This is a genomic window from Pseudomonas sp. Pseusp9, assembly GCF_059491265.1.
Genome location: NZ_CP168500.1, coordinates 4,174,327 through 4,196,110, shown reverse-complemented (window position 1 = coordinate 4,196,110; position 21,784 = coordinate 4,174,327). Strand labels below are relative to the sequence as shown.

Here is a 21,784-nt window from a genome sequence, read left to right as displayed (position 1 = left end):
AACAAGGAACAAACCGATGGATGCTGTGTGCTCTGAACTGCTGGCCGAGGTTCGCAACTTCCGCCACTGCAACCCCGAAGTGCGTTACGTCGACCTGATCTGCCTGGATATTCCAGGGCATTTCTACGGCAAACGCTACCCGATCGAAATGCTCGAAAAAGTCGCTGCCGGCAGTGCATTGAAGCTGCCGCAGAACTGCGTGCTGCTCGGCACCCAGGGCGGGCTGTTCAAAATCGGTGATTACTGTTTCAACGATGGCGACCCGGATGCGCTCCGGCGCCTGGTGCCCGGCACGCTGAAACGGGTGAACTGGGAAAAACAGCCATTGGGCCAGATGCTGATCACCTCCGACGGCACTGAAAAACCAATTGTCTTCGAACCCCGCGAAGTATTGGCGCAGGTGCTGGAGCGGCTCAAGCGCAAGGGCATCCATCCGGTGGTGGCGTTCGAGCTGGAGTTCTACCTGTTCGACAGCCGCCTGAAGGAAGGCTTGCCGCAATTTCCCCGTGACGAGCTGACCGGCGATGCCGATGATCAGCCGAACATGCACATCGAACGCTTGTCGCGATTTGCCCCGGTGCTCGATGAAATGGTCGAGACCGCGCGTGAACAAGGCGTCGATGCCACGGTGATCACGGCCGAGCTCGGCCCAGGGCAGTTCGAAATCAACTTCGGCCATTGTGATGACGGCCTGCGCGCCGCCGACTGGGCCGCCCTGTTCTGCCGCAGCACCCGGGGCGTGGCGCTCAAGCACAACCTGCGCGCCAGCTTCATGGCCAAACCTTACCTGCAGCACCCCGGCAGCGGCATGCACGTGCATGTCAGCCTGTATGACCAGGCCGGCAACAACCTGTTGGCGGCGAACGGCCAGCGAGCGCTGCGTCATGCGGTGGCCGGTTGCCTGGACGTGTTGCCGCACTGCATGCCGATTTTTGCCCCGAACCACAATGCCATGCGCCGCCTGAGCGGCACGGTGAACGTCGCGTCCCGCGCCAGTTGGGGCTTCGAGGATCGCGATGCGTGCCTGCGCATACCGGAGTCGGACCTCAAGAACCTGCGCATTGAACACCGTCTGGCGGGCGCCGATGCCAACCCGTACCTGGCGTTGGCGGCGATTCTGGTGGGGTTGGAGCAAGGCCTGGAAGGGGAGCGCGAGCCAATTGCACCGCTCAACGAAGATCGCAGCAGTGGCATCGACTTTCCGTTGGAAATGCTCGAAGCGGTGCAGTCCATGCAAAGTCATGCATCACTGCGCGAAGGCTTGGGGGCGGAGTTTGTGGACGTCTATTGCGAAAACAAACGTCAGGATCATCTGGCATTTCTGCATGATATCAGCGCGCGGGAATATCGCTGGTTCCTCTAGTAGTCCTTGGAAAATATGTGGATATTTAAGGACTTGGAGCGCTTATTAACTGGATAGTGAATAAAAATATCTTGTTACAGCGTGAAATATTCCGTAATATCCGCGCCGCGTTCACCACCACGGTTTATGCATTTTTAAATCCCAGGCGTCCATCAGCTGCCTGGGATTTTTTTTGCCTGAGATTTAGTCGACTGCCGACTCCAGCATCGGCACTCGCTTGCCAAGCTTCATCAGCCAGTAATAACTCAACGCCGGCACCAGCAGCCCGACGATCCACGCCAGGTCCACCCCGTCCAGCGCCGTGGCCACCGGGCCGACGTACAGCGTGGTGTTCATGAACGGAATTTCCAGGGCAATCGCCAGCAGGAAGCTGCCGCAGGCAATCCGGTTGACTCGCCCGTAGATCCCGTCCAGGTCGAAGATGTCGTCAATCCGGTACTGGCCTTTGCGCAGGCAGTAGTAGTCCACCAGGTTGATCGCCGTCCACGGGATCAGGAAGTAGCTCATGAAGAAGATGAAGTTCAGGAAGAAGTTGATGAAGTCGTCCTGACCGATGGTGCACAGGGCCGTGGCCACCAGGCTGATCAGCAGCATGAACACAGCGCGTACCCGCGGGGTCACCTTGAGTCGGGCGAAAGGTTCGATCACGGTGATGGTCGACATGAACGCGCCGTACAGGTTGAACACGTTGATCGACACCTGGCCGTAGACGATGAAGGCGAACAGCAGCACCGCGCCGGCGCCGAACAGACCGGCGACATGCCCGCCGACGTTGCTGGAAAAGTCGCCGATGCCGACGCTCAGGATCGCCCCGAGAATCATCATCCACGCGCCGCCGCTGACCGTGCCGGCGTAGCTGTACCAGAACACCCGGGCGGTCGGCGTGCTGCTCGGCAGGTAGCGCGAGTAGTCGGCGACGTAAGGTGCATAGGACAGCTGCCAGGTCACGGCAATGCTCACTGCCACCAGGAATTTCGACAGCGAGAAACCGGTTGGCAGCCACTGTTCGGCCGGGATCGGCAACTGCAAGGCGAGCACCGTGGCAGCCACGAACACCACCAGCGACAGGATCGACAGCAGCTTCTGCAAGCGGTGAATCAACCGATAGCCATAGAGCGCGACGACGAAGCACAACGCGCCGATCAGGTAGATGTTGCCGGACATCGGCAGCGGGCTGACGGACTCCAGTGCCTGGGCCGCGAGCAAGGTGTTGCTGACGAAGAAGCCCAGGTAAATCAGCATCACGAACAGCAGCGGCAACACCGCCCCCAACACGCCGAATTGCGCCCGGCTCTGGATCATTTGCGGAATGCCCAGCTTCGGTCCTTGCGCAGAATGGGAGGCCATGAATATCGCCCCCAGCAACGAGCCGACGATGATCGCCAGCGCGCTCCAGAACAGGTTGAGCCCCATCACCACCGGCAACACGCCGGACGCGATGGTGGTGATGTTCATGTTGGCGCCGAACCAGATGTAGAACAGCGAACCCGGCTTGCCGTGGCGTTCGGTCTCGGGGATGAAATCGATGCTTCTTTTTTCGACTTGCATGGCGATCACTCCTGAGTCCGGACGAGGTGGGAATGCAGGCGGGCGATGGTGCCGGGCAGCTCATGGGGCTGGTGGGCAAACAGGTCCGGACGCTCGGGGATCAGGCTCAGGTAGTCGCGCTGTTCCAGGGCGTGCTGGCATTCGGTGGTGGTAAGGATTTCCAGCGAGTAGACCCAGTTGGCCATGATCAGCAGGGCCGAATAATGCCCGGCCCCGGTGGTCGTGGTGCAGGCATCGCTGACCAGGCGCACGCGATAGCCCAGGGCGAAGGCATCGAACACGCTGGTCAGCACGCAGACGTCGGTCAGCACGCCGCAGACGATCAGCGTGTCGACTGCCAGTGCCTTGAGTCGGGCATCGAGGTCGGTGCGGTGAAAGGCACTGTAACGGCCCTTGTCGATGATGAGTTCACCGGGCTGTGGCGACAGCGACTCGATGATTTCCACTTGCCGGGTGCCGGCGCGGTAACTGCCGGGGCCACCGTCGGCGGCCAGGGGTTCGCCGTGGGGCAGGTCACTGCCGTCGGCCTGATTGATGTGGCGGGTATAGATGACCGGCATCCGCTGGCGGCGGGCGGTATCGAGCAGGGCGGCGGTATGGGCGACCACCCTGTCGAAGTTTTCCAGGACGAAACCGTCCTCCTGCTGCATGTCGATGATCAACAGCGCGTTGTTATTGTTCATTGGGCAAACCTGATCAAAGGCGAAACACGATGCACCGCACGCGCCATGCCATGGCGTGCCGCGGGGTGCGTGATTGGCTGTTCGGGTGTACTCAGTGAACTATTTGCCAGAAGCCGTTCTGCTTGGCCGAAACGCTGGCGCGCAGGCGCTTGAAATGCAGGTGCGAAGCGGTCCATTCACCGCGCAGGTAAGCCCGCGCGGCGCCGCAGGGAAGGGCGAGTGATGGGAGACGACCAGTCATCATTGGAATCGACCCTTGTGGGGGCGAGCCTGCTCCCACAGGACAAAAGCGTACCTGTAGGAGCGAGCTCGCTCGCGAAAAACTCTGGACAACGCGATCATTCAGATGACCTGCGTTATCGTTGGCGCCCATCGCGAGCGAGCTCGCTCCTACAGGGGCAGCGCATTCAGCGGAACGCCGGCACCACGTGCTTGATGAACAGCTCCAGGGATTTTTTCTTCTCCGCGTGGGGCAAGCTGTTATCGCACCAGAAGCTGAATTCGTCGACCCCCAGTTCCTGGTAGTACTTGATGCGCGGAATGATTTCTTCCGGAGTGCCGATCATGGCGGTCTTGTGCAGGCTCTCCAGTTCGAACTCCGGGCGACCGGCGAATTTCTCTTCCGGGCTCGGCGCGAGGAAGCCGTTGACCGGGGTGGTCTTGTTGCCGAACCAGGCATCGAAGGTGCGGTAGAACTTCGAAATCGCCTTGGCCCCGACTTGCCAGCCTTGCGGATCGTCGGCGGTGTGCACGTGGGTGTGACGCAGCACCATCAGTTGCGGGCGTGGCACGCCAGGGTTGTTGTCCAGGGCGGCCTGGAATTTGTTCTTCAGGTCGAGGACTTCTTCGTCGCCTTTCATCAGCGGCGTGACCATGACGTTGCAGCCGTTGGCCACGGCGAAGTTGTGCGAGTCCGGGTCGCGGGCGGCGATCCACATCGGCGGGTTCGGCTGCTGGATCGGCTTGGGCACGCTGGTGGACGTCGGGAATTTCCAGATGTCGCCGTCATGGGCGTAATCGCCGTTCCACAGGGCCCGCACCACCGGCACCATTTCGCGCAACGCCTGGCCGCCGGAGGAGGCTGGCATGCCGCCGGCCATGCGGTCGAATTCGATCTGGTAGGCACCACGGGCCAGACCGACTTCCATGCGGCCGTTGCTGATCACGTCGAGCAATGCGCATTCGCCGGCCACCCGCAGCGGATGCCAGAACGGCGCGATGATGGTGCCGGCGCCCAGGTGAATGGTGGTGGTCTTGCCCGCCAGATAAGCCAGCAGTGGCATCGGGCTTGGCGAGATGGTGTATTCCATGGAGTGGTGTTCGCCAATCCACACGGTGCTGAAACCACCGGCCTCGGCCATCAGGGTCAGTTCGGTCAGGTCTTCGAACAACTGGCGGTGGCTGACGCTTTCGTCCCAACGTTCCATGTGTACGAACAGGGAAAACTTCATGACGTTTACCTCGGATCTTTTGTTATCGGCCTGTCGACTGCGGGCTCGTTGAATATTGGTATACCATAATACGAAATGTCTGCAAATATTTCTGTATGGTCAGCGTGCAACCTTGTGGGAGCGAGCCTGCTCGCGAAGGCGGCGTGTCGGTCAACATCCTTGTTGCCTGGCAGATCGTATTCGCTAGCAGGCTCGCTCCCACAGGGTGTGCGTGAAACCGCCGATCAGGCCAGAACGGGCAGGGCACCCATCTTGCCGTGGCAATACACCAGCGGCCCGCTGCTCTGGCGGGGCACGATCAGGTTTTTCACGGCGCCGACCATGATGGCGTGGTCGCCCCCTTCATATTCGCGCCACAGCTCACATTCGATGACCGCCGTGGCATTGGCCAAAATCGGGTTGCCCAATTCGCTGAGCGTCCACTCGATCCCCTGGGCCTTGTCCTTGCCTTTGCGCGCGAAGGCATAGGCTTCGTTTTGCTGGCCGCCGGAAAGCACGTGGATGGCAAAACGTTTGTTCCTGATCAGCACCGGGTAGGAGTCGGAGCTGTAGTTCGGGCAGAACAGCACCAGGGCCGGGTCCATCGACAGCGAGCTGAAGGCGCTGGCGGTGAGGCCGACGATTTGCCCGTCGTCATCCAGGGTGGTGATCACGGTCACTCCGGACGGGAACGAACCCATGACTTGTTTGTAGATGGCGGCATCGATCATTGGAGGGTCCTCGGGTGGTGTGAGGCGATTTTTATGTGTTTGTAGGTCTGATGGTATACCGTAATACATCGATTGCAAGGTCTTTTTGGGTGAACCGATAAACGTACGTCTTTCGTCGGAAACTCAATGATTACGGGGCTTTCAGCTATCAATGGCTGGCGTGAATCGGGCAGGATGCCGGTTCAGATGCGTGTTCAAAGACCGGATCAGTCTTGTTTAAAGTTTGGAATACCATAATATGGTTTGCATCTGAGGGGCGGCCAGAGAGTCCCCCCGGTTTGGCTTCATACAAAGATAAGAACAGACCAACTCGAGTTCATGCACATGTCCCAGATGTCCCGGCAAGATCCGTTGATCGAGAATCACACGGTCGACTACGTTCCACTCGCAGAGCGCCACGGGAAGGCCCGCGATCTTTTCACCCTGTGGTTCAGCACCAACATCGCGCCACTGCCCATCGTCACCGGCGCCATGGTGGTCCAGGTGTTCCACCTCAACCTGTTCTGGGGCCTGCTGGCGATTGCGCTCGGGCACATGATCGGCGGTCTGGTGATTGCGCTCGCGTCGGCCCAGGGGCCGTGCATGGGCATTCCGCAAATGGTGCAGAGTCGTGGTCAGTTCGGCCGCTATGGCGCGCTGCTGATCGTGTTCTTCGCGGCGTTGATCTACATCGGTTTCTTCATTTCCAACATCGTGTTGGCCGGCAAGTCGATTGTCGGCATTGCGCCGTCGGTTCCGGTGCCAGCGAGCATTCTCATCGGAGCCCTCAGCGCCACGGCCATCGGGGTGATCGGTTATCGCTTCATCCACACCCTCAACCGCATCGGCACCTGGGTCATGGGCAGTGCCTTGCTGGCCGGTTTCCTCTACATCTTCGCCCATGACTTGCCGGTGGACTTCTTCACTCGCGGCGGGTTCAACCTGTCCGGCTGGCTGGCCACGGTCTCGCTGGGCATCATCTGGCAAATCAGCTTCTCGCCGTACGTGTCGGACTACTCGCGCTACCTGCCGGCGGATATCGGCATCACCCGGCCGTTCTTCGCCACCTACCTGGGGGCGACCCTGGGCACGATCCTGTCGTTCACTTTCGGTGCCGTGGCGGTACTGGCTACCCCGGAAGGCACCGAGGCGATGGCAGCGGTGAAGCAGTCCACCGGTTGGCTGGGGCCGATCCTGATGGTGCTGTTCCTGCTCAACATCATCAGCCACAACGCCTTGAATCTGTATGGCGCGGTGCTGTCGATCATCACCTCGATCCAGACCTTCGCCAGCCAGTGGACGCCCAGCATCAAGGTGCGCGTGGTGTTGTCGAGCATCGTGCTGGCGGGTTGCTGCGTGGTGGCGCTGGGTGCCTCGGCGAATTTCATTTCGCAGTTCATCGGCCTGATCCTGGCGCTGTTGCTGGTGTTGGTGCCGTGGGCCTCGATCAACCTGATCGACTTTTACCTGATCAAGGGGCGTCGCTATGACATCGCCTCGATCTTCCAGGCTGACGGTGGCATCTACGGGCGCTTCAACCTGCACGCGATCATTGCCTACTTCATCGGCATCATCGTGCAGCTGCCATTCGCCAATACTTCACTGTACGTCGGGCCGTACGCCAATCTGGTAGACGGCGCGGACCTGTCGTGGCTGGTGGGGCTGGTGGTGACGTGTCCGTTGTATTACTGCCTCGCTACCCGGAGCCAGTCGCAGGCAAGCCGTTCGGTGAAGTTCGGCTACGCCGACTGAGGCGAATCGTTTCGTGTTCGTCTGAAAATGCCCGGCACATTACCGTCACTGTAGGAGCGAGCCTGCTCGCGATGGACTCAAGAGCGCTGCGTTTAGTCAGTAAACACGCGTAATCGTTAACGACCATCGCGAGCAAGCTCGCTCCTACAGTGATGGCGACCGCTCAGCAATGGTTGAACGCATTCAGGCCACGTTGCACCGCCGGCCTGGCTTCGACAGTGTCGAACCAGCGCGATAGCCGAGGCAGTTGCCTCCAGTCCAGCCGGTCACGGAACGCGGTGGCGATGGTGAACGCCGAAATGTCGGCCATGGAGAACTGCTCTCCGGCCATGAATTGCTCCGTCAAAAAACGTTCCGAGTACGTCAGTTGCTCGATCACCCGCAGGTCGAGGATCGCCGCCGCCTTGTCCTGCCCCGCCTGGCGCAGGAAAAACGCGGCATGGCTGGGGGCGATGACATCGGTCACGAAAAAGAAATAGCGGTCGATCACCCGAATGCGCTCAGGCCCCGGCTGCGCCGGTGCCAGCCGTCCGGGCACCTTGGCATCGGCGTACTGGATGATAGCGTTGGACTGGTTGATGATCAGCGTCGGCGTAGTCCCGTGATCGATCAGGGTCGGGACTTTCCCGGCCGGGTTAAGCGCCAGGAAGACCGGCCCGCGATGCTCCTGTGCATACAGGTCCAGCTTGCGCGCCGTGTAGGCGATGCCCGATTCTTCCAGGGCGATCGCTGCCCGCAGACTGTTGCCGGTGTTGGCGCCATACAGCTCGATTTGATCGTTCATGAGTCATTGCTCTTGTCGGGACATACAGGCAGACACCGAACACTGCCAATGATGTCAGTATGATGAAAGTTCGCCGCACCGATATGCAAAAACAGTGATCGCCCATACCCCGGGGCGACAAGCCGTATCCCTCCACGAAAACTACTTTCACCACGTTTGATAATAGCCTCTCGAAATGTTTTAAGAGTTTCACAAGCCAGTCAGTCAATTCTCACCTCGAACGACGCATGACACATGTCATTCATCGAGCGCGCCTGTGTTCGCGTCCGTGTTGAGCGCTGTTGCGTGGGCGCAAATCGGGTCCTGCCTGGCGTTGAAACCTTCACATAACGATAAGAAACACCCAGGAGCACCGTATGTTCAAACGAGCGATTCCCACTGCAGTCCTGTTGGCCACCGGTTCGCTGTGTGCACAGGCCGCCGATACCGCCCATGGTTTTCTCGAAGACAGCAAGGCCAGCCTCTCGATGCGTACCCTGTACTTCAACAGCGACAATCGCGACGGCGCAGCCGCTCCTTCGAAAACCGAAGAGACGGCCCAGGGGTTTGTATTGCGCTATGAGTCCGGGTTTACCCAGGGCGCGGTGGGGTTCGGGCTCGATGCCCAGGCATTGCTCGGCATCACACTGGACAGCGGAGCGGGGCGCCATGTCGGTAGCGGCATGATTCCTTCTGACGGCGACGGCGCGGCCGACGCCTGGAGCAGCTTCGGCCCGACGGCGAAGATGCGCCTTGCCAGGACTGAATTGCGCTACGGCACCTTGCTGCCAAAGTTGCCGATCCTTCTGGCGAACGATGCCCGCGTGTTGCCGCAATCATTTACCGGTGCCCAGGTCACCTCGAACGACATCGATGGCCTGACGTTGACCAGCGGCGTGCTCGAGCACGCGGTAGGGCGCGCCTCGACGGACCGCACAGGCTTGTCGGTCGCCGGCAGCACGCGCGAGAGCAACAAGTTCTACTACGCCGGTGGTGACTACAACCTCAGCCAGAATCTGAAAACCCAGTATTACTTCGCGCAACTGGAAGACTTCTACAACCAGAACTTCCTCGGCCTGACGCACATCCTGCCAATCGACAGCGCCAGCGCACTGACCACCGACCTGCGCTACTTCCGTACCACGTCGAGCGGTGCCAACAGCTCGGCCTCCGGCCGCGCACAAGGTTATCGGGTATCGGGCTTCACCGACGACAACGACGGTGAAATCGACAACAGCACCTGGTCGGCGATGGTCACCTACACCCATGGCGGCCATGCGGTGTCGGTGGGACATCAGCGTGTGGGCGATGGCAGCAACTTCGTCCAGCCCAACCAGGGTAGCCTGGTGGACAAAGGGGCGGGCGGGGGCAGCGTCTACCTGCCCACCGACAAAATGATCCAGAACTTTGCCCGGGCCGGCGAGCAGACGAACTTCGGGCAATACACCTACGACTTCGCGCCCCTGGGCGTGCCGGGCCTGAAAGCCTCGATCGTGTATCTGAAGGGCACGGACATCAAGGCGCAAAACGCCAGCGATCAGTCCGAGTGGGAGCGCGACATGACCCTGGACTACGTGTTGCAGTCGGGCACGTTCAAAGGGGTGGGTTTCACGCTGCGTAACGCCAAGTCCAATACCGATGCCGGGCGCAACGTCGATCAGAACCGGTTCATCATCAATTACACCTTGTCGCTGTTGTAATCACATCACAACCCCAGTGGGAGCGAGCCTGCTCGCGAAGGCGGTGTGTCAGGCAGCACACGGAAGGTTTGGGGGACCACCGCGGCGCTGATCAATACGGACACGTATTTTGGCCGTTTCGATCTCCTTTTGGCCTGCCTCACGCTGTGAACGGGCCACGCCGTCGGCAAGAATCAGACGCGGGTTGCCGGGGCGGCAACCCCAGGTCGAATCACAACCAGACGCTTCACTTCCTTGCCCTTGGCAATTTTCAAGGCTGCTGCCGTGTACAGAACATAAAAACCATCGAACTCACGCCACACTTGGGGAAATGATCCATGGACTCAATGAAACGCATACTGGGCGCCACCGTTTGCGGACTGTCGCTGCTGGCCAGCGCGGTGCACGCCGAACAGCACGAATTGCGGGTGTACAACTGGGCGGACTACATCCTGCCGTCCGTGCCCAAGGATTTTGCCAAGGACACCGGGATCAAGGTGACCTGGGACACCTTCGACACCAACGAGTCCCTGGAAGCCAAGCTGCTCACCGGCAACTCGGGTTACGACCTGGTGGTGCCATCGAACCAGTTCATCGAAACCCAGATCAAGGCGGGCGTGTTCCAGAAACTCGACAAGTCCAGACTGCCGAACTGGTCGCACCAGGACCCGGCGTTGCTCAAGCTGCTGGACAAGAACGACCCGGGCAACCAGTACGGCGTGCCCTACATGTACGGCACCGTGCTGATCGGCTTCAACCCGGCCAAGGTCAAGGCGGCACTGGGCGAGAATGCGCCGGTGGACAGCTGGGACCTGGTGTTCAAGCCCGAGAACATGGAGAAGCTCAAGGCCTGTGGCGTAGCGATGCTCGATTCGCCGTCGGAGATCCTGCCGCTGGCCTTGCATTACCTGGGTCTGGACCCGAACAGCCAGAACCCGGATGACTACGAAAAAGCCAAGGCGCTGATGCTCAAGGTTCGCCCGTACGTCACCTACTTCAACTCCGCCAAATACATGACCGACATCGCCAACGGCGATATCTGCGTGGCCATCGGTTATTCCGGCAGCTTCTATCAATTCGGCAATCGCGCCAAAGAGGCGGGCAACGGCGTGGTCGTCGACTGGCGCCTGCCCAAAGAAGGCGCGCCAATCTGGTTCGACACCTTCGCCATCCCGAAAAGCGCGAAGAACGTGGCCGAGGCCCACGAATTCCTCAACAACCTGCTGGACCCGAAAGTCATTGCGCCGATCAGCGACTTCCTCGGTTATCCGAATGCCAACAAGGACTCGCTGGCGCTGATCGACAAGGACATCACCGGCAACCCGAACCTGACACCGACCAGCGAGGCATTGAAGACGCTGTACGTTGTGCAGCCACTGCCGCAAAAGCTTGAACGGGTGCGTACCCGGGTCTGGACGAGCATCAAGTCCGATCAGTAACACCGGGATCCTTGTGGGAGCGAGCAAACCCGCTCCCACAGGTGTTGTGTACACCCGGGTTTAGTGGGAGCTCGCACCTGCAGGAAGAAATGTGTTGGTTTTCAGAGGCAAAAAAAGAGCCTCAAAGCTCTTTGATGGGGAGGAAGTAGAGCCATTGAGGCTCAAGATGCGCATGAAGCAGGCGGTGAGCTTGGTAGGGGTTCAGTTCACTCACCACCTGCGCAGCGGCTTGAGCAAGCAAGCGACTGCGCAACTTCATCCTAAAAAGACCTAGTGTTTCACTCAAGTACCGCTAGTCGCATCCCCCGACCAGCCGGCGCGGCGCAAGGCCTTGAGCAAGGTTTCGCCATCCAGCCCCGGTACCGCGTGCCCGTTGCCTTCGGCGGTGTCGGCGGCGAGCAAGGCATTGATGATGGCTTCTTCCACGGCCTCGGTGGCGGCCAGGAACAGCTCGCTGATGTGGTCGTTGTTGACCATGCTCAGGTTGTGGGTGGTCGGCGCTTTCTTGCTCTCGTAGGCGGCCGGTGGCACGTGATCGTTGCCGGTGGCGAAGGCGATGAAGATGTCGCCGCTGTGGTCTTCATTGCCGCCGCCGGTGCGGGCCAGGCCGAGGCTGGCGCGCTGGGCCAGGCGGGTGCACTGGTGCGGCAGCAACGGCGCATCGGTGGCCAGGCAGACCACGATCGAACCCATGCCCGGATGGGGCAGCGATGCCTTGAGGAACGGTGAATCGATCTGTTCCATGTAGCGCCCGACCGGATACCCGTCCACGCGCAGTTCATTGCGTATGCCGTGGTTGGCCTGGACAATCGCCCCCACTGTCCAGCCGCCCTGGGCGCTGTTCAACCGTCGCGACGCGGTGCCGATGCCGCCCTTGAATTCGTGGCAGATCATGCCGCTGCCACCGCCGACATTGCCTTCGACCACCGGACCGCCCGCCGCTGAACGCACGGCCTGGGCCACGTGTTCCGGCTTCACGTGAAAACCGTTGATGTCGTTGAGCAAGCCGTCGAAGGTTTCCAGCACCACCGGCATGTTCCAGTAGAGGCGCCCGTCATCCGGTTGCTGCTCGCGGTCGAGCACGATCAGCGCATCGCGCACCACGCCCAGGCTGTGGGTGTTGGTGAAGGCGACAGGACTGGTCAGCAAGCCTGCTTCGCGAATCCACTCCAGTCCTGTGGCATCGCCGTTGCCGTTGAGCACGTGCACACCGGCAAAGCACGGTTGCTGGCTGGTGGAACCGGCGCGCGGTTCGATGACGGTGACGCCGGTGAGGATGTCGCGGCCGTTGGCAGTGCGTCCTCGTACATTGCTGTGGCCGACCCGTACGCCGGGGACGTCGGTGATGGCATTGAGCGGGCCGGGTTGAAGTTGGCCGATCGGGATGTTCAGGTCGCGGGCACGTGGTTTCATGGTTTTCTCATCTTCGATTCGTGGCAGAAAAAAGAAAATCTGTTGGGCGACACCGTCTCTGTGGGAGCGAGCCTGCTCGCGAAAGCGGTGTGTCAGCCAACATTTTTGGCGACTGATATGACGCATTCGCGAGCAGGCTCGCTCCCACAGGTTTTGTGGTGCCCGGTCATTGACCGTTCTTGACCTTGCTCCAGATCCGCGTCCGCACGCGCTCGGTAGCCGGCGGCAGGGGCTGGAGGGTGAACAGGGTGGCCATGGCTTCGGCGGGCGGGTAGACGGCCGGGTTGCTGCGGGTCGCTTCGGTCACCAGGGTGGTCGCGCTGCGGTTGCCGTTGGGGTAGTTGAGGTGGTCGCTGACCGGCGCGATGACCTCGGGGCGCATCAGGTAGTCGATGAAGGCCAGCCCTTGTTGCGGGTGCGGGGCGTCCTTGAGCAGCACCAGGGTGTCGAACCACACCGGCGCACCTTCCTTCGGCAGGCTGTAGGCGATCTTCACGCCGTTGCCGGCCTGCTCGGCGGTGGTCTTGGCTTCGAGCATCGCCCCGGACCAACCAACCGCCACGCAGATGTTGCCGTTGGATAAATCGCTGATGAACTTCGACGAGTTGAAGTAGGCGATGTGCGGACGCAGCTTGAGCAACAAGGCTTCGGCCTTCTTGTAGTCCTCGGGGTTGGTGCTGTTGGGCGGCAGGCCGAGGTAGTGCAGGGCAACCGGGAGCATCTCTGACGGCGAGTCGAGCATGGCCACGCCGCATTCGCCGAGCCTGGCCAGGTTCTCTTCCTTGAACACCAGGTCCCAGGAATCCACCGGCGCCTTGTCACCCAGCACCGCGCGCACTTTGTCGACGTTGTAGCCGATGCCGTTGGTGCCCCACAGGTAAGGCACGGCGTACTGGTTACCCGGATCGTTGTTGGCCAGTTTCGCCAGCAGATCGGTGTCCATGTCCTTGAAATCCGGCATCTGCGCCCGGGGCAGTGGGGCGAGGGCGCCGGCCTTGATCAGCGTGGGCAAACTGAAGTTGCTGGCCACCACCACGTCGTAACCGCTGCGGCTGGTGAGCAACTTGCCTTCGAGCACTTCGGCGCTGTCGAAGGTGTCGTAGACCGGCTGGATCCCGGTGTCACGCTTGAAATCCTGCAGAGTGGTGGGGCCGATGTAGTCGTACCAGTTGTACACGTGCACCGTCGGGGCTTCGACTGCAAACGCCGACAGCGACACCGCCAGACAGGCGCCAAAGCCCAGATTGAAATACAAGTGGTGACGACTCATGATGCGGCACTCCTGGCCTGTTGCGGCCGGTGGTAATCAGGAGTTTGCAGCGTATCGACCGGGGTGGCCTTCACCCATTCCCATCATGGGTTACTCAAAAGGGGTAGTGCGTGGACGCGTTGTTGAAAGAGTTGCCGGTGCACCAGGGACTGGCGCGGGTCTTCACGGCGGTGGGGCGGGAGGGTTTCTGGCGTGCGCTGGTCGATACCCTGCGGTTGCTGGTGCCGCTGGACAACGCGCTGGTGGCGTTGATGCGGCCGGGCCATGTGCCGCGCCTGCTGATTGATTTCGATGCCAAGGGCAGCAGTGACGAGCAGGAAGAACTGGCGGACTACCGCGCCGGCATGTACCTGCTCGATCCGTTCTATCAAGCCGCTTGCGCCGGCATTGCCGACGGCTTGCACAGCCTCGAATCGGTGGCCCCCGACCAGTTCCAGCACAGCGAGTACTACCTGAGTTACTTCAGCACCGTGGTCGGTGGGGACGAGTTGCAGTTCATGGTCAACCTCGACGGTGCCGTGCTCGGCCTGTCCCTCGGGCGTACGGCGCGCTTCAGCCTTGAGGAACAGGGCCGCCTGCTGTGCGTGCGTGACTGGGTATTGGCGGCGATGCGCCGACACCTGGACCTGACGCCAGCGCAAGGGCCGGTCGCCGAACCGCCGGCCGGCGATCTGGCCACGTTGCTCGATCGCTTCGACGCACGCCTGACGCTGCGGGAAATCGAAACCGCGCGCCTGATTCTCCAGGGTTTTTCCAGCAAGGCCATCGCCCAGAAAATGGGCATCTCCCCGGAGACGGTGAAGGTGCATCGGCGCAACCTCTACCACAAGCTCAATGTGAACGGGCATGGCGAGTTGTTTGCGCTGGTGTTGCAGCCGCGTTGAATCGCCTGCCCGGCGTCTCATCCGCTTGAATGGAAAAAATTTTGCCCCGCATGGCGATGTCAAAGACGCTCACCTGTAACTTCTTACAGTTTCGGTCCGGCGAAAAAAGGCCCAGTCTTTCCTGATCAAAGCGAAGGACCGACAACGCAATGAACCCCCACGCTGCGACACCCACGCTGTCGGTCATCGATCCTCGTGCCCTGGCAATCCGCAGCGTGAGTTTTTGCCGTCACCCGGATAGCCCGGTGATTGATCCACGCATCACCCGGCAACGCTTCGACGCGGCAGGGCGCTTGGTCGAGTCCTGGGACCTGCGGTTGTGGGGCTCGGCACCAAAGCCGAACCTGACCACGCTCTACAGCCTGAGCAGCCAACCGTTACTGACGGACAGCGTCGATGCCGGCTGGCAATTGAGCTTGCTCGATCAGGCGGGTTCGCCCTGTTCGTTCTGGGATGCACGGGGCAGTCAGCGTCACACCGAGTTCGACGAACAACAGCGGCCTACCACCGTCACGGAACAGGCCGCGGGGGAACGTCCTTGTGTGGTGGAACGCTTGACCTATGGTGGCTCCGAACCCGCGTACGCAGCGCACAACCAGTGTGGACAGATGATCCGCCGTGACGATCCGGCGGGTACTCAAATCTTTCCCGTCTATGGGCTTGCCGGTGCCGTGCTGGTGGAAGATCGACGCTTCCTGGCTGACCTGGAAACACCTGATTGGCCCTTGGAAATCGATGACCGCGAGGCGTACCTGGAAGCTCAATCATTCATCACCCGCCACATCTTCAATCCCATCGGCGAGCTACAGGAACAAACCGATGCCATGGGCAACGTTCGCACCTTTGGCTACGACGTGGCGGGCAAGTCAAGTGAGGCCTGGCTGCAAATGGCCGGAGCAGGACAGTCGCCGCAATCCTTGGTCAACGACATCCGTTACAACGCCCAGGATCAGGTCGAATGCGAAACTGCCGGCAATGGTGTGCTGACCCACATCGAATACGCTGCCGATGACGGGCGGCTGATCAGGCTGACGGCGGCGGTCGGCAACCAGAAACCCTTGCAGGACCTGAACTACCTCTACGACCCGGTGGGCAACATCGTCGAGCTGCACGACCGGTCCCAACCCGTCAGCCATTTCAACAACCAGCGCATCGAGCCGATCAACCGCTACCGCTACGACAGCCTGTATCAACTGGTCGAAGCCCTGGGATGGGAGGTCAGCCAGCCGAGTCATGGCCCGGCCCTGCCGGCACTGCTGCCTACACCGCTGGACCCCAACCAACGGCGCCATTACACCCAACGCTTCGAGTACGACCGGGGCGGCAACCTGATCACCCGCCACCACAGCGGGGCGCCTGGGTTTTCGATGTTCACCTCGGCGCAGAGTAACCGCAGCCTGGCGCAACGGGACGACGGCTCGCTGCCGGGAGAACCCGAAATCGCCTTGGGTTTCGATGCCTGTGGCAACCAGTTGGAACTGCAACGCGGGCAAGCCATGCTCTGGGACATCCGTAATCAATTGAGCCGTGTGACGTTGGTGAAGCGCGAAAACGAGCCTGACGACTACGAATGTTACCGCTACGACCGCCCCGGCCATCGCTTGCGTAAAAAGGGATTCGCCCAAAGCAGCGGCCGCACCCTGCGCACCGAGGTCCGTTACTTGCCAGGTCTGGAAATCCACCGCCAGACCGATAGTGAAGAGCATCACGTTATCAGCGTCGAAGCCGGGCGCAGCCACGTGCGCGCCCTGCATTGGCCTGATGGTGCTCACGACGATCAGTTGCGATACAGCCTTGGCGATCAACTCGGCTCCAGCACGTTGGAACTGGATGACGAGGCGGGCGTGCTAACTCAGGAACACTATTACCCCTTTGGCGGCACGGCGTGCTGGGCGGGTAAAAATGTGTTGGTGGCGCAGTACAAAACCATTCGCTATTCGAGCAAGGAGCAGGATGCGACCGGGCTTTATTACTACGGTTACCGGTACTACGCACCTTGGCTGCAGCGCTGGGGAAGCCCGGATCCAGCAGGGAATGTAGATGGGCTTAACGCCTATCAAATGGTAGGCAATAACCCGATCAGCTTTTACGACTGGCAAGGTACTTTAATGATTCCGGCGGACATTTTTATTGCCGATATTGTTAATCCCACTGCAAAAAGTATTGGAACGGGGTGGTTCGAAGAACTGATTTGGAATGAACAAAAAAGCACTTTCGTGAGTGTCGGACCCGTTTATGGCCGAGGAATGAAAGTATTCGAGGGGGAAAGTTCTGAGTGGACACCTAGTTCATTCGGGCAACCGATTGTTCTATTTCGCGATCAGGACCGTAAGCTTCGTCTTTTTGTAAACATGTATTTTCAGCACATGGGCATACAACCCGAGATGGGCCTGCCAGAGTTTGCCGGGGTGTTGAAGGTTGACGAGCAGGACTCGTCAAAATTCGTTATCACCAACCATTCCGGGCACTACAAACCCGAGTCATCGATCGACGTCGAGGCGATGATTCGTGAGATCGCTCCACAACAACAATCAGTGAGCTATGTGCCAATTCCTGAAAGTTTGACTTTTGATTCAGCGCTGCGATTGAGTTCCATTGACTCGCCAGAGGAATACTCGCGTCTTGTGAATGCGTTCAGTCGTAATTTCAACGGTTTGATCGGGTACTTGAAAGAACAGGGCGTTTGGGAGGATTCCAAAAAGCGTTGGGACGATAACGAAGGGATGAATATAATTTTTAAAATGGAGGCTACAGGCCTGACAGCACAACAAATCTACGCCAAAGAAGTCGAATCAAGGAGTGCCAATCCCCCGAAAGAACCTGAGCCATTGACCACAAATTTTGCCAATACAACGTCCCCGCCGATTCAGGGAAAAACCAAGAAACCTTCTTTTTTTACGAAGTTGTTTGGTAAACGCTGAAAGGGCTGCGCTTATCCATCACGCGGTAACCCTCTTTATCGCTCCAGTTGGAACACCAACGCCTTCAACCCGCATTCCACATCAGCATCGGGAAACTCCGGCGGGTTCTCCAGACGCTGCTCAAAGCGCAGGCCCGGTGCCTCACGGGTCACGCCGTCGATCAGGAAGTCGGCACCGAACGCCGGGTCGTTCATGCAGGCCAGAACCGTGCCTTGCGGGCTGAGCAGTTCCGGCAAGCGGCGCAGTACACGCTGGTAATCCTTGGTCAGCAGGAAGCTGCCTTTCTGGAACGACGGCGGGTCGATGATCACCAGGTCGTACGGCCCCTTGCCGATCACCTTGCCCCAGGACTTGAACAGGTCGTGGCCGAGGAAGGTCACTTTGCTCAGGTCGTGGCCGTTGAGGCGGTGGTTGTCGCGACCACGGCTCAGGGCCGGGCTCGACATGTCGAGGTTGACCACGTGGCTCGCGCCGCCTTCGATGGCCGCCACCGAGAAACCGCAGGTGTAGGCGAACAGGTTCAGCACACGCTTGCCCTCGGCGTTGGCGCGGACCCAGTCGCGACCGTAGCGCATGTCGAGGAACAGCCCGGTGTTCTGTTTGCGGCCAAGGTCCACCCGGTACTTCAGGCCACCTTCGGTGATGGTCATTTCCTCGATGAGGTCCCCGAGCAGCCATTCGGTGGTGCTTTGCAGCAGGTAGCGATGTTGCAACAGCAGTGTATGGGCACCGGATCGGGCCCATTGCGCTGATTGGGTGATCGCCATCAGCACCTGCTTCAAGCCTTCCAGTTGCGCGGCTTCTGGCTCCTTGAACAGCGCCACCAGCACCACGCCCTGCAACCAGTCCACGGTCACTTGCTCCAGCCCTGGCCAGCAGCGGCCGCGGCCGTGGAACAGGCGACGGGTTTCTGCGGGGGCGGTAGCCAGGGCGGTGAGCAGCTGTTGGTTGAGGGTGGCGAGGGCTTCAGGGTTCATCGGGTCGGGTCGGTCATTTGCAGGGGGCGGCATTTAACCATAATTGCGCTACTGGTGGATCACCACAAACCACTGTGGGAGCGAGCCTGCTCGCGAAAGCGGTGGGTCATTCAGCCTTTGCATCGTCTGACACTACGCCTTCGCGAGCAGGCTCGCTCCCACAGGGTCTCCCACAGTTATTGGGGACTGGCGAGTTATCACGATTAATTTAACTCTGCGTGAGGATTTGGCGATCTTCCCGCTCCCATAATCGGTCCCAACGAACAACAAACCGGAGCCGGACATGTCGCAGAACACTGCTTCACCCAAGTCCAGTCATCCACGCTGGCTACGCCTGACCCATTGGCTCAATGCCCTGGCGGTGCTGGTGATGGTCACCAGCGGCTGGCGCATCTATAACGCCTCGCCGATCTACGAATTCAGCTTTCCCAAGTCGATCACCCTCGGCGGCTGGTTGGGCGGCGCACTGCAATGGCATTTTGCGGCGATGTGGTTCCTGGCGATCAACGGCCTGATCTACCTGGCCTTCAACCTGTTCAGCGGGCGCCTCAAACGGCGTTTCTTCCCGGTTTCGCCCAAAGGCGTGCTGCACGACCTGTGGGCCGCGTTACGCGGAAAATTAGGGCACGCCGACCTCAGTCATTACAACCAGGTGCAACGGGTCGCCTACCTGTTCGTGATGGTCGACATCATGCTGCTGGTGCTTTCCGGCCTGGTGCTGTGGAAGTCGGTGCAGTTCCCGCTGTTGCGTGAATTGCTGTTCGGTTACGAAGGCGCGCGTCGTGTGCACTTCTTCGCCATGGCGCTGTTGGTGGCCTTCGTCGCGGTGCATCTGGTGATGGTTGCGCTGGTCCCGAAAACGCTGTTGGCCATGATCGTCGGCCGCAAGGAGCCGGTATGAAAAAGCGCATCCAGGTACCCGGGCTGGACGAGGCTTCGATCCTCACCGATGCCCGCAAGATCCTCGCCCCGCAAATCGAAGACCGCTCGCGCCGCTCGTTCCTGCTGCGCGGCCTGACCCTCGGTGGCGTGGCCATGTTGTCCGGCTGCAACATCACCGACAACGACAGCGTCGAGACTGCGCTGTCGTCCATGTCGCGCTTCAACGATCGGGTCCAGGGCTGGCTGTTCAACCCCAACGCGATGGCGCCGACCTATCCCGAGTCGATGATCACCCGGCCGTTTCCCTTCAATGCCTTTTACGCCGAAGACGAGGCGCCGACGGTGGAGGAGGAGAGCTATCGCCTGGAAGTCACCGGCCTGGTCGCCGACAAGCGCAGCTGGCGCCTCGAAGAACTGCGCGCCATGGCGCAGACCGAGCAGATCACCCGGCACATTTGCGTCGAAGGCTGGAGTGCGATCGGCCGTTGGGGCGGTGTGCGTTTCAGTGATTTCCTCAAGCGCATCGGCGCCGACACCGATGCCAGGTACGTCGGTTTCAAATGCGCCGACGACTACTACACCAGCATCGACATGGCCACTGCGCTGCATGCGCAAACCCTGCTGACCCTGACGTATGACGGCGCGGTGCTGCCGCGCCAGTACGGCTTCCCGATGAAGCTGCGCATGCCCACCAAGCTGGGCTACAAGAACCCCAAACACATTCAGGCGATTTTCGTCAGCAACACCTACACCGGCGGCTACTGGGAAGACCAGGGCTACAACTGGTTCGGTGGCAGCTGATGAACGTGCGCAACACTCACCGTCCGCAAACCCGTGCTCCAAGGAGATTCATCATGAAAAAATTGACCACCGTTGTTCTGTCCATGTGCCTGGCCGTTGGTGCCGCCAGTGTTTTTGCAGCCGATACGATGAGTAACGACAGCATGAGCAAGGATTCGATGTCCAAGGATGCGATGAAAAAAGGCGATGCGATGTCCAAAGACGCCATGAAAAAAGGCGATGCGATGTCCAAGGACACGATGAAAAAAGGCGATGCGATGTCCAAGGACACGATGAAAAAAGGCGATGCGATGTCCAAGGACGCGATGAAAAAAGGCGATGCGATGTCCAAGGACGCGATGAAAAAAAGCGAAATGTCGCAGTAAGTCCAACCACCGCGATCCATTGTAGGAGCGAGCCTGCTCGCGAAGGCGTAGTGTCAGTCGCTATCAATGTTGGCTGAACTAGCGCTTTCGCGAGCAGGCTCGCTCCCACAGGTTTTTTACCCGCCTTAAAAGGGTATGACTTGAAGTCATGCCCGCATGACTTTTAATGGTTACAGCCCCGCCAACCCCCAGTGTTAAAAAATCGCAAACCAGCTCATCAACAACAAAAAAGAGCGTTTGCAACCATGATCATTCATCACTGCCGCGTCTTCGCCAGCGTCCTGCTGCGCTCTTCGAACCCGAACATTTGCCAGCGTGTGCCCCGTGCATGCGTGCGCTTCTGACACCCAAAAAATCCTCTGCGTCCGGAAAAGAGTAACGACTCATGAAAGAACTCGACCTGTACATCGGTGAAGGCTTCGAAGGCCCTGGCGTGAATGCCGCGCACATCAACATCCTGATCGGCCCGCGCAATGGCCCGGCAGGGCAGGCGTTCGCCAACAGCCTGGCCTCGCCAAGCCAGGGGCACTGCCCGTTCATGGTGATCGCCCAGCCGAACATCCCGGTCAAGCCAATGACCCTGTATGTGAACAAGGCCGCGATCGGCAGCGACCTGCACGGCAACGCCACCTGGGGCGCGTCCCAGGCCGGCATCGCCAAGGCGGTTCTCGAAGCGCTGCTCGACGGCACCCTGCCGCCGGAAGCGGAAGACGAGTGGGCCATTGTCACCGCCAACTGGGTCAACCCGGCCTGCGACGACCTCGACGCCGTGTACCTGAACAACTACAACGCCTGCCGCACCGCGATCCGCGCCGCCCTGACCGGCAAGCCGGAAACCGCGCAGCTCAAAGATGTGGTCAAGCACATCAGCAACCCTTTCTACACGCCAAAAGCCTGAGGTCCG

At 60.1% G+C, this 21,784-nt stretch carries 19 protein-coding genes; 10 read left to right on the top strand and 9 right to left on the bottom strand.

What is annotated here, in order from left to right; all coding sequences use genetic code 11:
- Nucleotides 1–16 precede the first annotated feature (16 nt).
- Nucleotides 17–1,363 carry a glutamine synthetase family protein gene (locus tag ACEN8E_RS18820; protein WP_495589409.1) on the top strand — a complete coding sequence of 449 codons (1,347 nt, stop codon included), beginning with the start codon at nt 17–19 and terminating at the stop codon, nt 1,361–1,363.
- 183 nt (nt 1,364–1,546) lie between these two features.
- Here the strand turns inward: ACEN8E_RS18820 and ACEN8E_RS18815 are convergent, their stop codons facing one another.
- The 5 genes from ACEN8E_RS18815 to ACEN8E_RS18795 form a co-directional block, all read right to left on the bottom strand.
- A complete protein-coding gene (locus ACEN8E_RS18815) occupies nt 1,547–2,911 on the bottom strand; it encodes a purine-cytosine permease family protein (RefSeq protein WP_495589408.1) in 1,365 nt (454 codons plus the stop codon).
- A gap of 5 nt (nt 2,912–2,916) precedes the next feature.
- Entirely contained in the window at nt 2,917–3,594 is a 678-nt protein-coding gene (locus ACEN8E_RS18810; protein WP_495589407.1) for a cysteine hydrolase family protein, read from the bottom strand.
- Between the two features lie 91 nt (nt 3,595–3,685).
- On the bottom strand, nt 3,686–3,835 hold the full coding sequence (locus ACEN8E_RS18805) for a hypothetical protein (RefSeq protein WP_165798752.1): 150 nt from the start codon (nt 3,833–3,835) through the stop codon (nt 3,686–3,688).
- A 166-nt stretch (nt 3,836–4,001) separates the two neighbouring features.
- Nucleotides 4,002–5,045, bottom strand: a complete 1,044-nt coding sequence (locus ACEN8E_RS18800; protein WP_102672851.1) for an LLM class flavin-dependent oxidoreductase — start codon at nt 5,043–5,045, stop codon at nt 4,002–4,004.
- 224 nt (nt 5,046–5,269) lie between these two features.
- On the bottom strand, nt 5,270–5,755 hold the full coding sequence (locus ACEN8E_RS18795; protein ID WP_495589406.1) for a flavin reductase family protein: 486 nt from the start codon (nt 5,753–5,755) through the stop codon (nt 5,270–5,272).
- A gap of 324 nt (nt 5,756–6,079) precedes the next feature.
- Between ACEN8E_RS18795 and ACEN8E_RS18790 the strand changes: the two genes are divergently transcribed.
- Entirely contained in the window at nt 6,080–7,486 is a 1,407-nt protein-coding gene (locus tag ACEN8E_RS18790; RefSeq protein ID WP_495589405.1) for a purine-cytosine permease family protein, read from the top strand.
- Nucleotides 7,487–7,649: 163 nt separating this feature from the next.
- Here ACEN8E_RS18790 and ACEN8E_RS18785 read toward each other — a convergent pair whose 3' ends face one another.
- Nucleotides 7,650–8,270 (bottom strand): glutathione S-transferase family protein, encoded by a 621-nt coding sequence (locus tag ACEN8E_RS18785; protein WP_495589404.1) that lies wholly within the window; start codon nt 8,268–8,270, stop codon nt 7,650–7,652.
- Nucleotides 8,271–8,626: 356 nt separating this feature from the next.
- On the opposite strand from ACEN8E_RS18785, the gene ACEN8E_RS18780 reads away from it, so the two are divergent.
- Both ACEN8E_RS18780 and ACEN8E_RS18775 read left to right on the top strand, forming a co-directional pair.
- Nucleotides 8,627–9,949 (top strand): OprD family porin, encoded by a 1,323-nt coding sequence (locus ACEN8E_RS18780; RefSeq protein WP_495589403.1) that lies wholly within the window; start codon nt 8,627–8,629, stop codon nt 9,947–9,949.
- Nucleotides 9,950–10,266: 317 nt separating this feature from the next.
- Nucleotides 10,267–11,367, top strand: coding sequence for a polyamine ABC transporter substrate-binding protein (locus ACEN8E_RS18775; protein WP_495589402.1), 1,101 nt, complete (start codon nt 10,267–10,269; stop codon nt 11,365–11,367).
- Between the two features lie 282 nt (nt 11,368–11,649).
- Here ACEN8E_RS18775 and ACEN8E_RS18770 read toward each other — a convergent pair whose 3' ends face one another.
- Nucleotides 11,650–12,780 carry a DmpA family aminopeptidase gene (locus tag ACEN8E_RS18770; protein WP_495589401.1) on the bottom strand — a complete coding sequence of 377 codons (1,131 nt, stop codon included), beginning with the start codon at nt 12,778–12,780 and terminating at the stop codon, nt 11,650–11,652.
- Nucleotides 12,781–12,946: 166 nt separating this feature from the next.
- Nucleotides 12,947–14,050: an extracellular solute-binding protein gene (locus ACEN8E_RS18765; RefSeq protein ID WP_495589400.1), complete on the bottom strand. Its 1,104-nt coding sequence runs from the start codon at nt 14,048–14,050 to the stop codon at nt 12,947–12,949.
- A 110-nt stretch (nt 14,051–14,160) separates the two neighbouring features.
- Between ACEN8E_RS18765 and ACEN8E_RS18760 the strand changes: the two genes are divergently transcribed.
- Together ACEN8E_RS18760 and ACEN8E_RS18755 are read left to right on the top strand one after the other, a co-directional pair.
- Nucleotides 14,161–14,934, top strand: coding sequence for a helix-turn-helix transcriptional regulator (locus ACEN8E_RS18760; RefSeq protein ID WP_495589399.1), 774 nt, complete (start codon nt 14,161–14,163; stop codon nt 14,932–14,934).
- A 149-nt stretch (nt 14,935–15,083) separates the two neighbouring features.
- Nucleotides 15,084–17,855, top strand: a complete 2,772-nt coding sequence (locus tag ACEN8E_RS18755) for an RHS repeat domain-containing protein (protein ID WP_495589398.1) — start codon at nt 15,084–15,086, stop codon at nt 17,853–17,855.
- Nucleotides 17,856–17,890: 35 nt separating this feature from the next.
- Here ACEN8E_RS18755 and ACEN8E_RS18750 read toward each other — a convergent pair whose 3' ends face one another.
- Nucleotides 17,891–18,832, bottom strand: a complete 942-nt coding sequence (locus tag ACEN8E_RS18750) for a class I SAM-dependent methyltransferase (protein WP_495589397.1) — start codon at nt 18,830–18,832, stop codon at nt 17,891–17,893.
- 283 nt (nt 18,833–19,115) lie between these two features.
- On the opposite strand from ACEN8E_RS18750, the gene ACEN8E_RS18745 reads away from it, so the two are divergent.
- The 4 genes from ACEN8E_RS18745 to fae all read left to right on the top strand — a co-directional run bounded on the left by ACEN8E_RS18745 (nt 19,116) and on the right by fae (nt 21,778).
- The gene (locus tag ACEN8E_RS18745) at nt 19,116–19,733 is read left to right on the top strand and encodes a cytochrome b/b6 domain-containing protein (RefSeq protein ID WP_495589396.1); all 618 of its coding nucleotides are present in this window, start codon (nt 19,116–19,118) and stop codon (nt 19,731–19,733) included.
- On the top strand, nt 19,730–20,515 hold the full coding sequence (locus ACEN8E_RS18740) for a molybdopterin-dependent oxidoreductase (protein ID WP_495589395.1): 786 nt from the start codon (nt 19,730–19,732) through the stop codon (nt 20,513–20,515). Before ACEN8E_RS18745 ends, ACEN8E_RS18740 begins: the two co-directional genes overlap by 4 nt.
- A 53-nt stretch (nt 20,516–20,568) precedes the next feature.
- Nucleotides 20,569–20,880, top strand: a complete 312-nt coding sequence (locus ACEN8E_RS18735; protein WP_495589394.1) for a pentapeptide MXKDX repeat protein — start codon at nt 20,569–20,571, stop codon at nt 20,878–20,880.
- A gap of 385 nt (nt 20,881–21,265) precedes the next feature.
- Entirely contained in the window at nt 21,266–21,778 is a 513-nt protein-coding gene (gene fae / locus ACEN8E_RS18730; RefSeq protein WP_495589393.1) for a formaldehyde-activating enzyme, read from the top strand.
- The last annotated feature ends 6 nt before the right edge of the window (nt 21,779–21,784 follow it).

Excerpts from the sequence above, each read along its gene's own strand:
- ACEN8E_RS18820 (WP_495589409.1), top strand. The coding sequence starts at position 17 with ATGGATGCTGTGTGCTCTGAACTGCTGGCCGAGGTTCGCAACTTCCGC.
- ACEN8E_RS18815 (WP_495589408.1), bottom strand. The coding sequence starts at position 2,911 with ATGCAAGTCGAAAAAAGAAGCATCGATTTCATCCCCGAGACCGAACGC.
- ACEN8E_RS18810 (WP_495589407.1), bottom strand. The coding sequence starts at position 3,594 with ATGAACAATAACAACGCGCTGTTGATCATCGACATGCAGCAGGAGGAC.
- ACEN8E_RS18805 (WP_165798752.1), bottom strand. The coding sequence starts at position 3,835 with ATGACTGGTCGTCTCCCATCACTCGCCCTTCCCTGCGGCGCCGCGCGG.
- ACEN8E_RS18800 (WP_102672851.1), bottom strand. The coding sequence starts at position 5,045 with ATGAAGTTTTCCCTGTTCGTACACATGGAACGTTGGGACGAAAGCGTC.
- ACEN8E_RS18795 (WP_495589406.1), bottom strand. The coding sequence starts at position 5,755 with ATGATCGATGCCGCCATCTACAAACAAGTCATGGGTTCGTTCCCGTCC.
- ACEN8E_RS18790 (WP_495589405.1), top strand. The coding sequence starts at position 6,080 with ATGTCCCAGATGTCCCGGCAAGATCCGTTGATCGAGAATCACACGGTC.
- ACEN8E_RS18785 (WP_495589404.1), bottom strand. The coding sequence starts at position 8,270 with ATGAACGATCAAATCGAGCTGTATGGCGCCAACACCGGCAACAGTCTG.
- ACEN8E_RS18780 (WP_495589403.1), top strand. The coding sequence starts at position 8,627 with ATGTTCAAACGAGCGATTCCCACTGCAGTCCTGTTGGCCACCGGTTCG.
- ACEN8E_RS18775 (WP_495589402.1), top strand. The coding sequence starts at position 10,267 with ATGGACTCAATGAAACGCATACTGGGCGCCACCGTTTGCGGACTGTCG.
- ACEN8E_RS18770 (WP_495589401.1), bottom strand. The coding sequence starts at position 12,780 with ATGAAACCACGTGCCCGCGACCTGAACATCCCGATCGGCCAACTTCAA.
- ACEN8E_RS18765 (WP_495589400.1), bottom strand. The coding sequence starts at position 14,050 with ATGAGTCGTCACCACTTGTATTTCAATCTGGGCTTTGGCGCCTGTCTG.
- ACEN8E_RS18755 (WP_495589398.1), top strand. The coding sequence starts at position 15,084 with ATGAACCCCCACGCTGCGACACCCACGCTGTCGGTCATCGATCCTCGT.
- ACEN8E_RS18750 (WP_495589397.1), bottom strand. The coding sequence starts at position 18,832 with ATGAACCCTGAAGCCCTCGCCACCCTCAACCAACAGCTGCTCACCGCC.
- ACEN8E_RS18745 (WP_495589396.1), top strand. The coding sequence starts at position 19,116 with ATGTCGCAGAACACTGCTTCACCCAAGTCCAGTCATCCACGCTGGCTA.
- ACEN8E_RS18740 (WP_495589395.1), top strand. The coding sequence starts at position 19,730 with ATGAAAAAGCGCATCCAGGTACCCGGGCTGGACGAGGCTTCGATCCTC.
- ACEN8E_RS18735 (WP_495589394.1), top strand. The coding sequence starts at position 20,569 with ATGAAAAAATTGACCACCGTTGTTCTGTCCATGTGCCTGGCCGTTGGT.
- fae (WP_495589393.1), top strand. The coding sequence starts at position 21,266 with ATGAAAGAACTCGACCTGTACATCGGTGAAGGCTTCGAAGGCCCTGGC.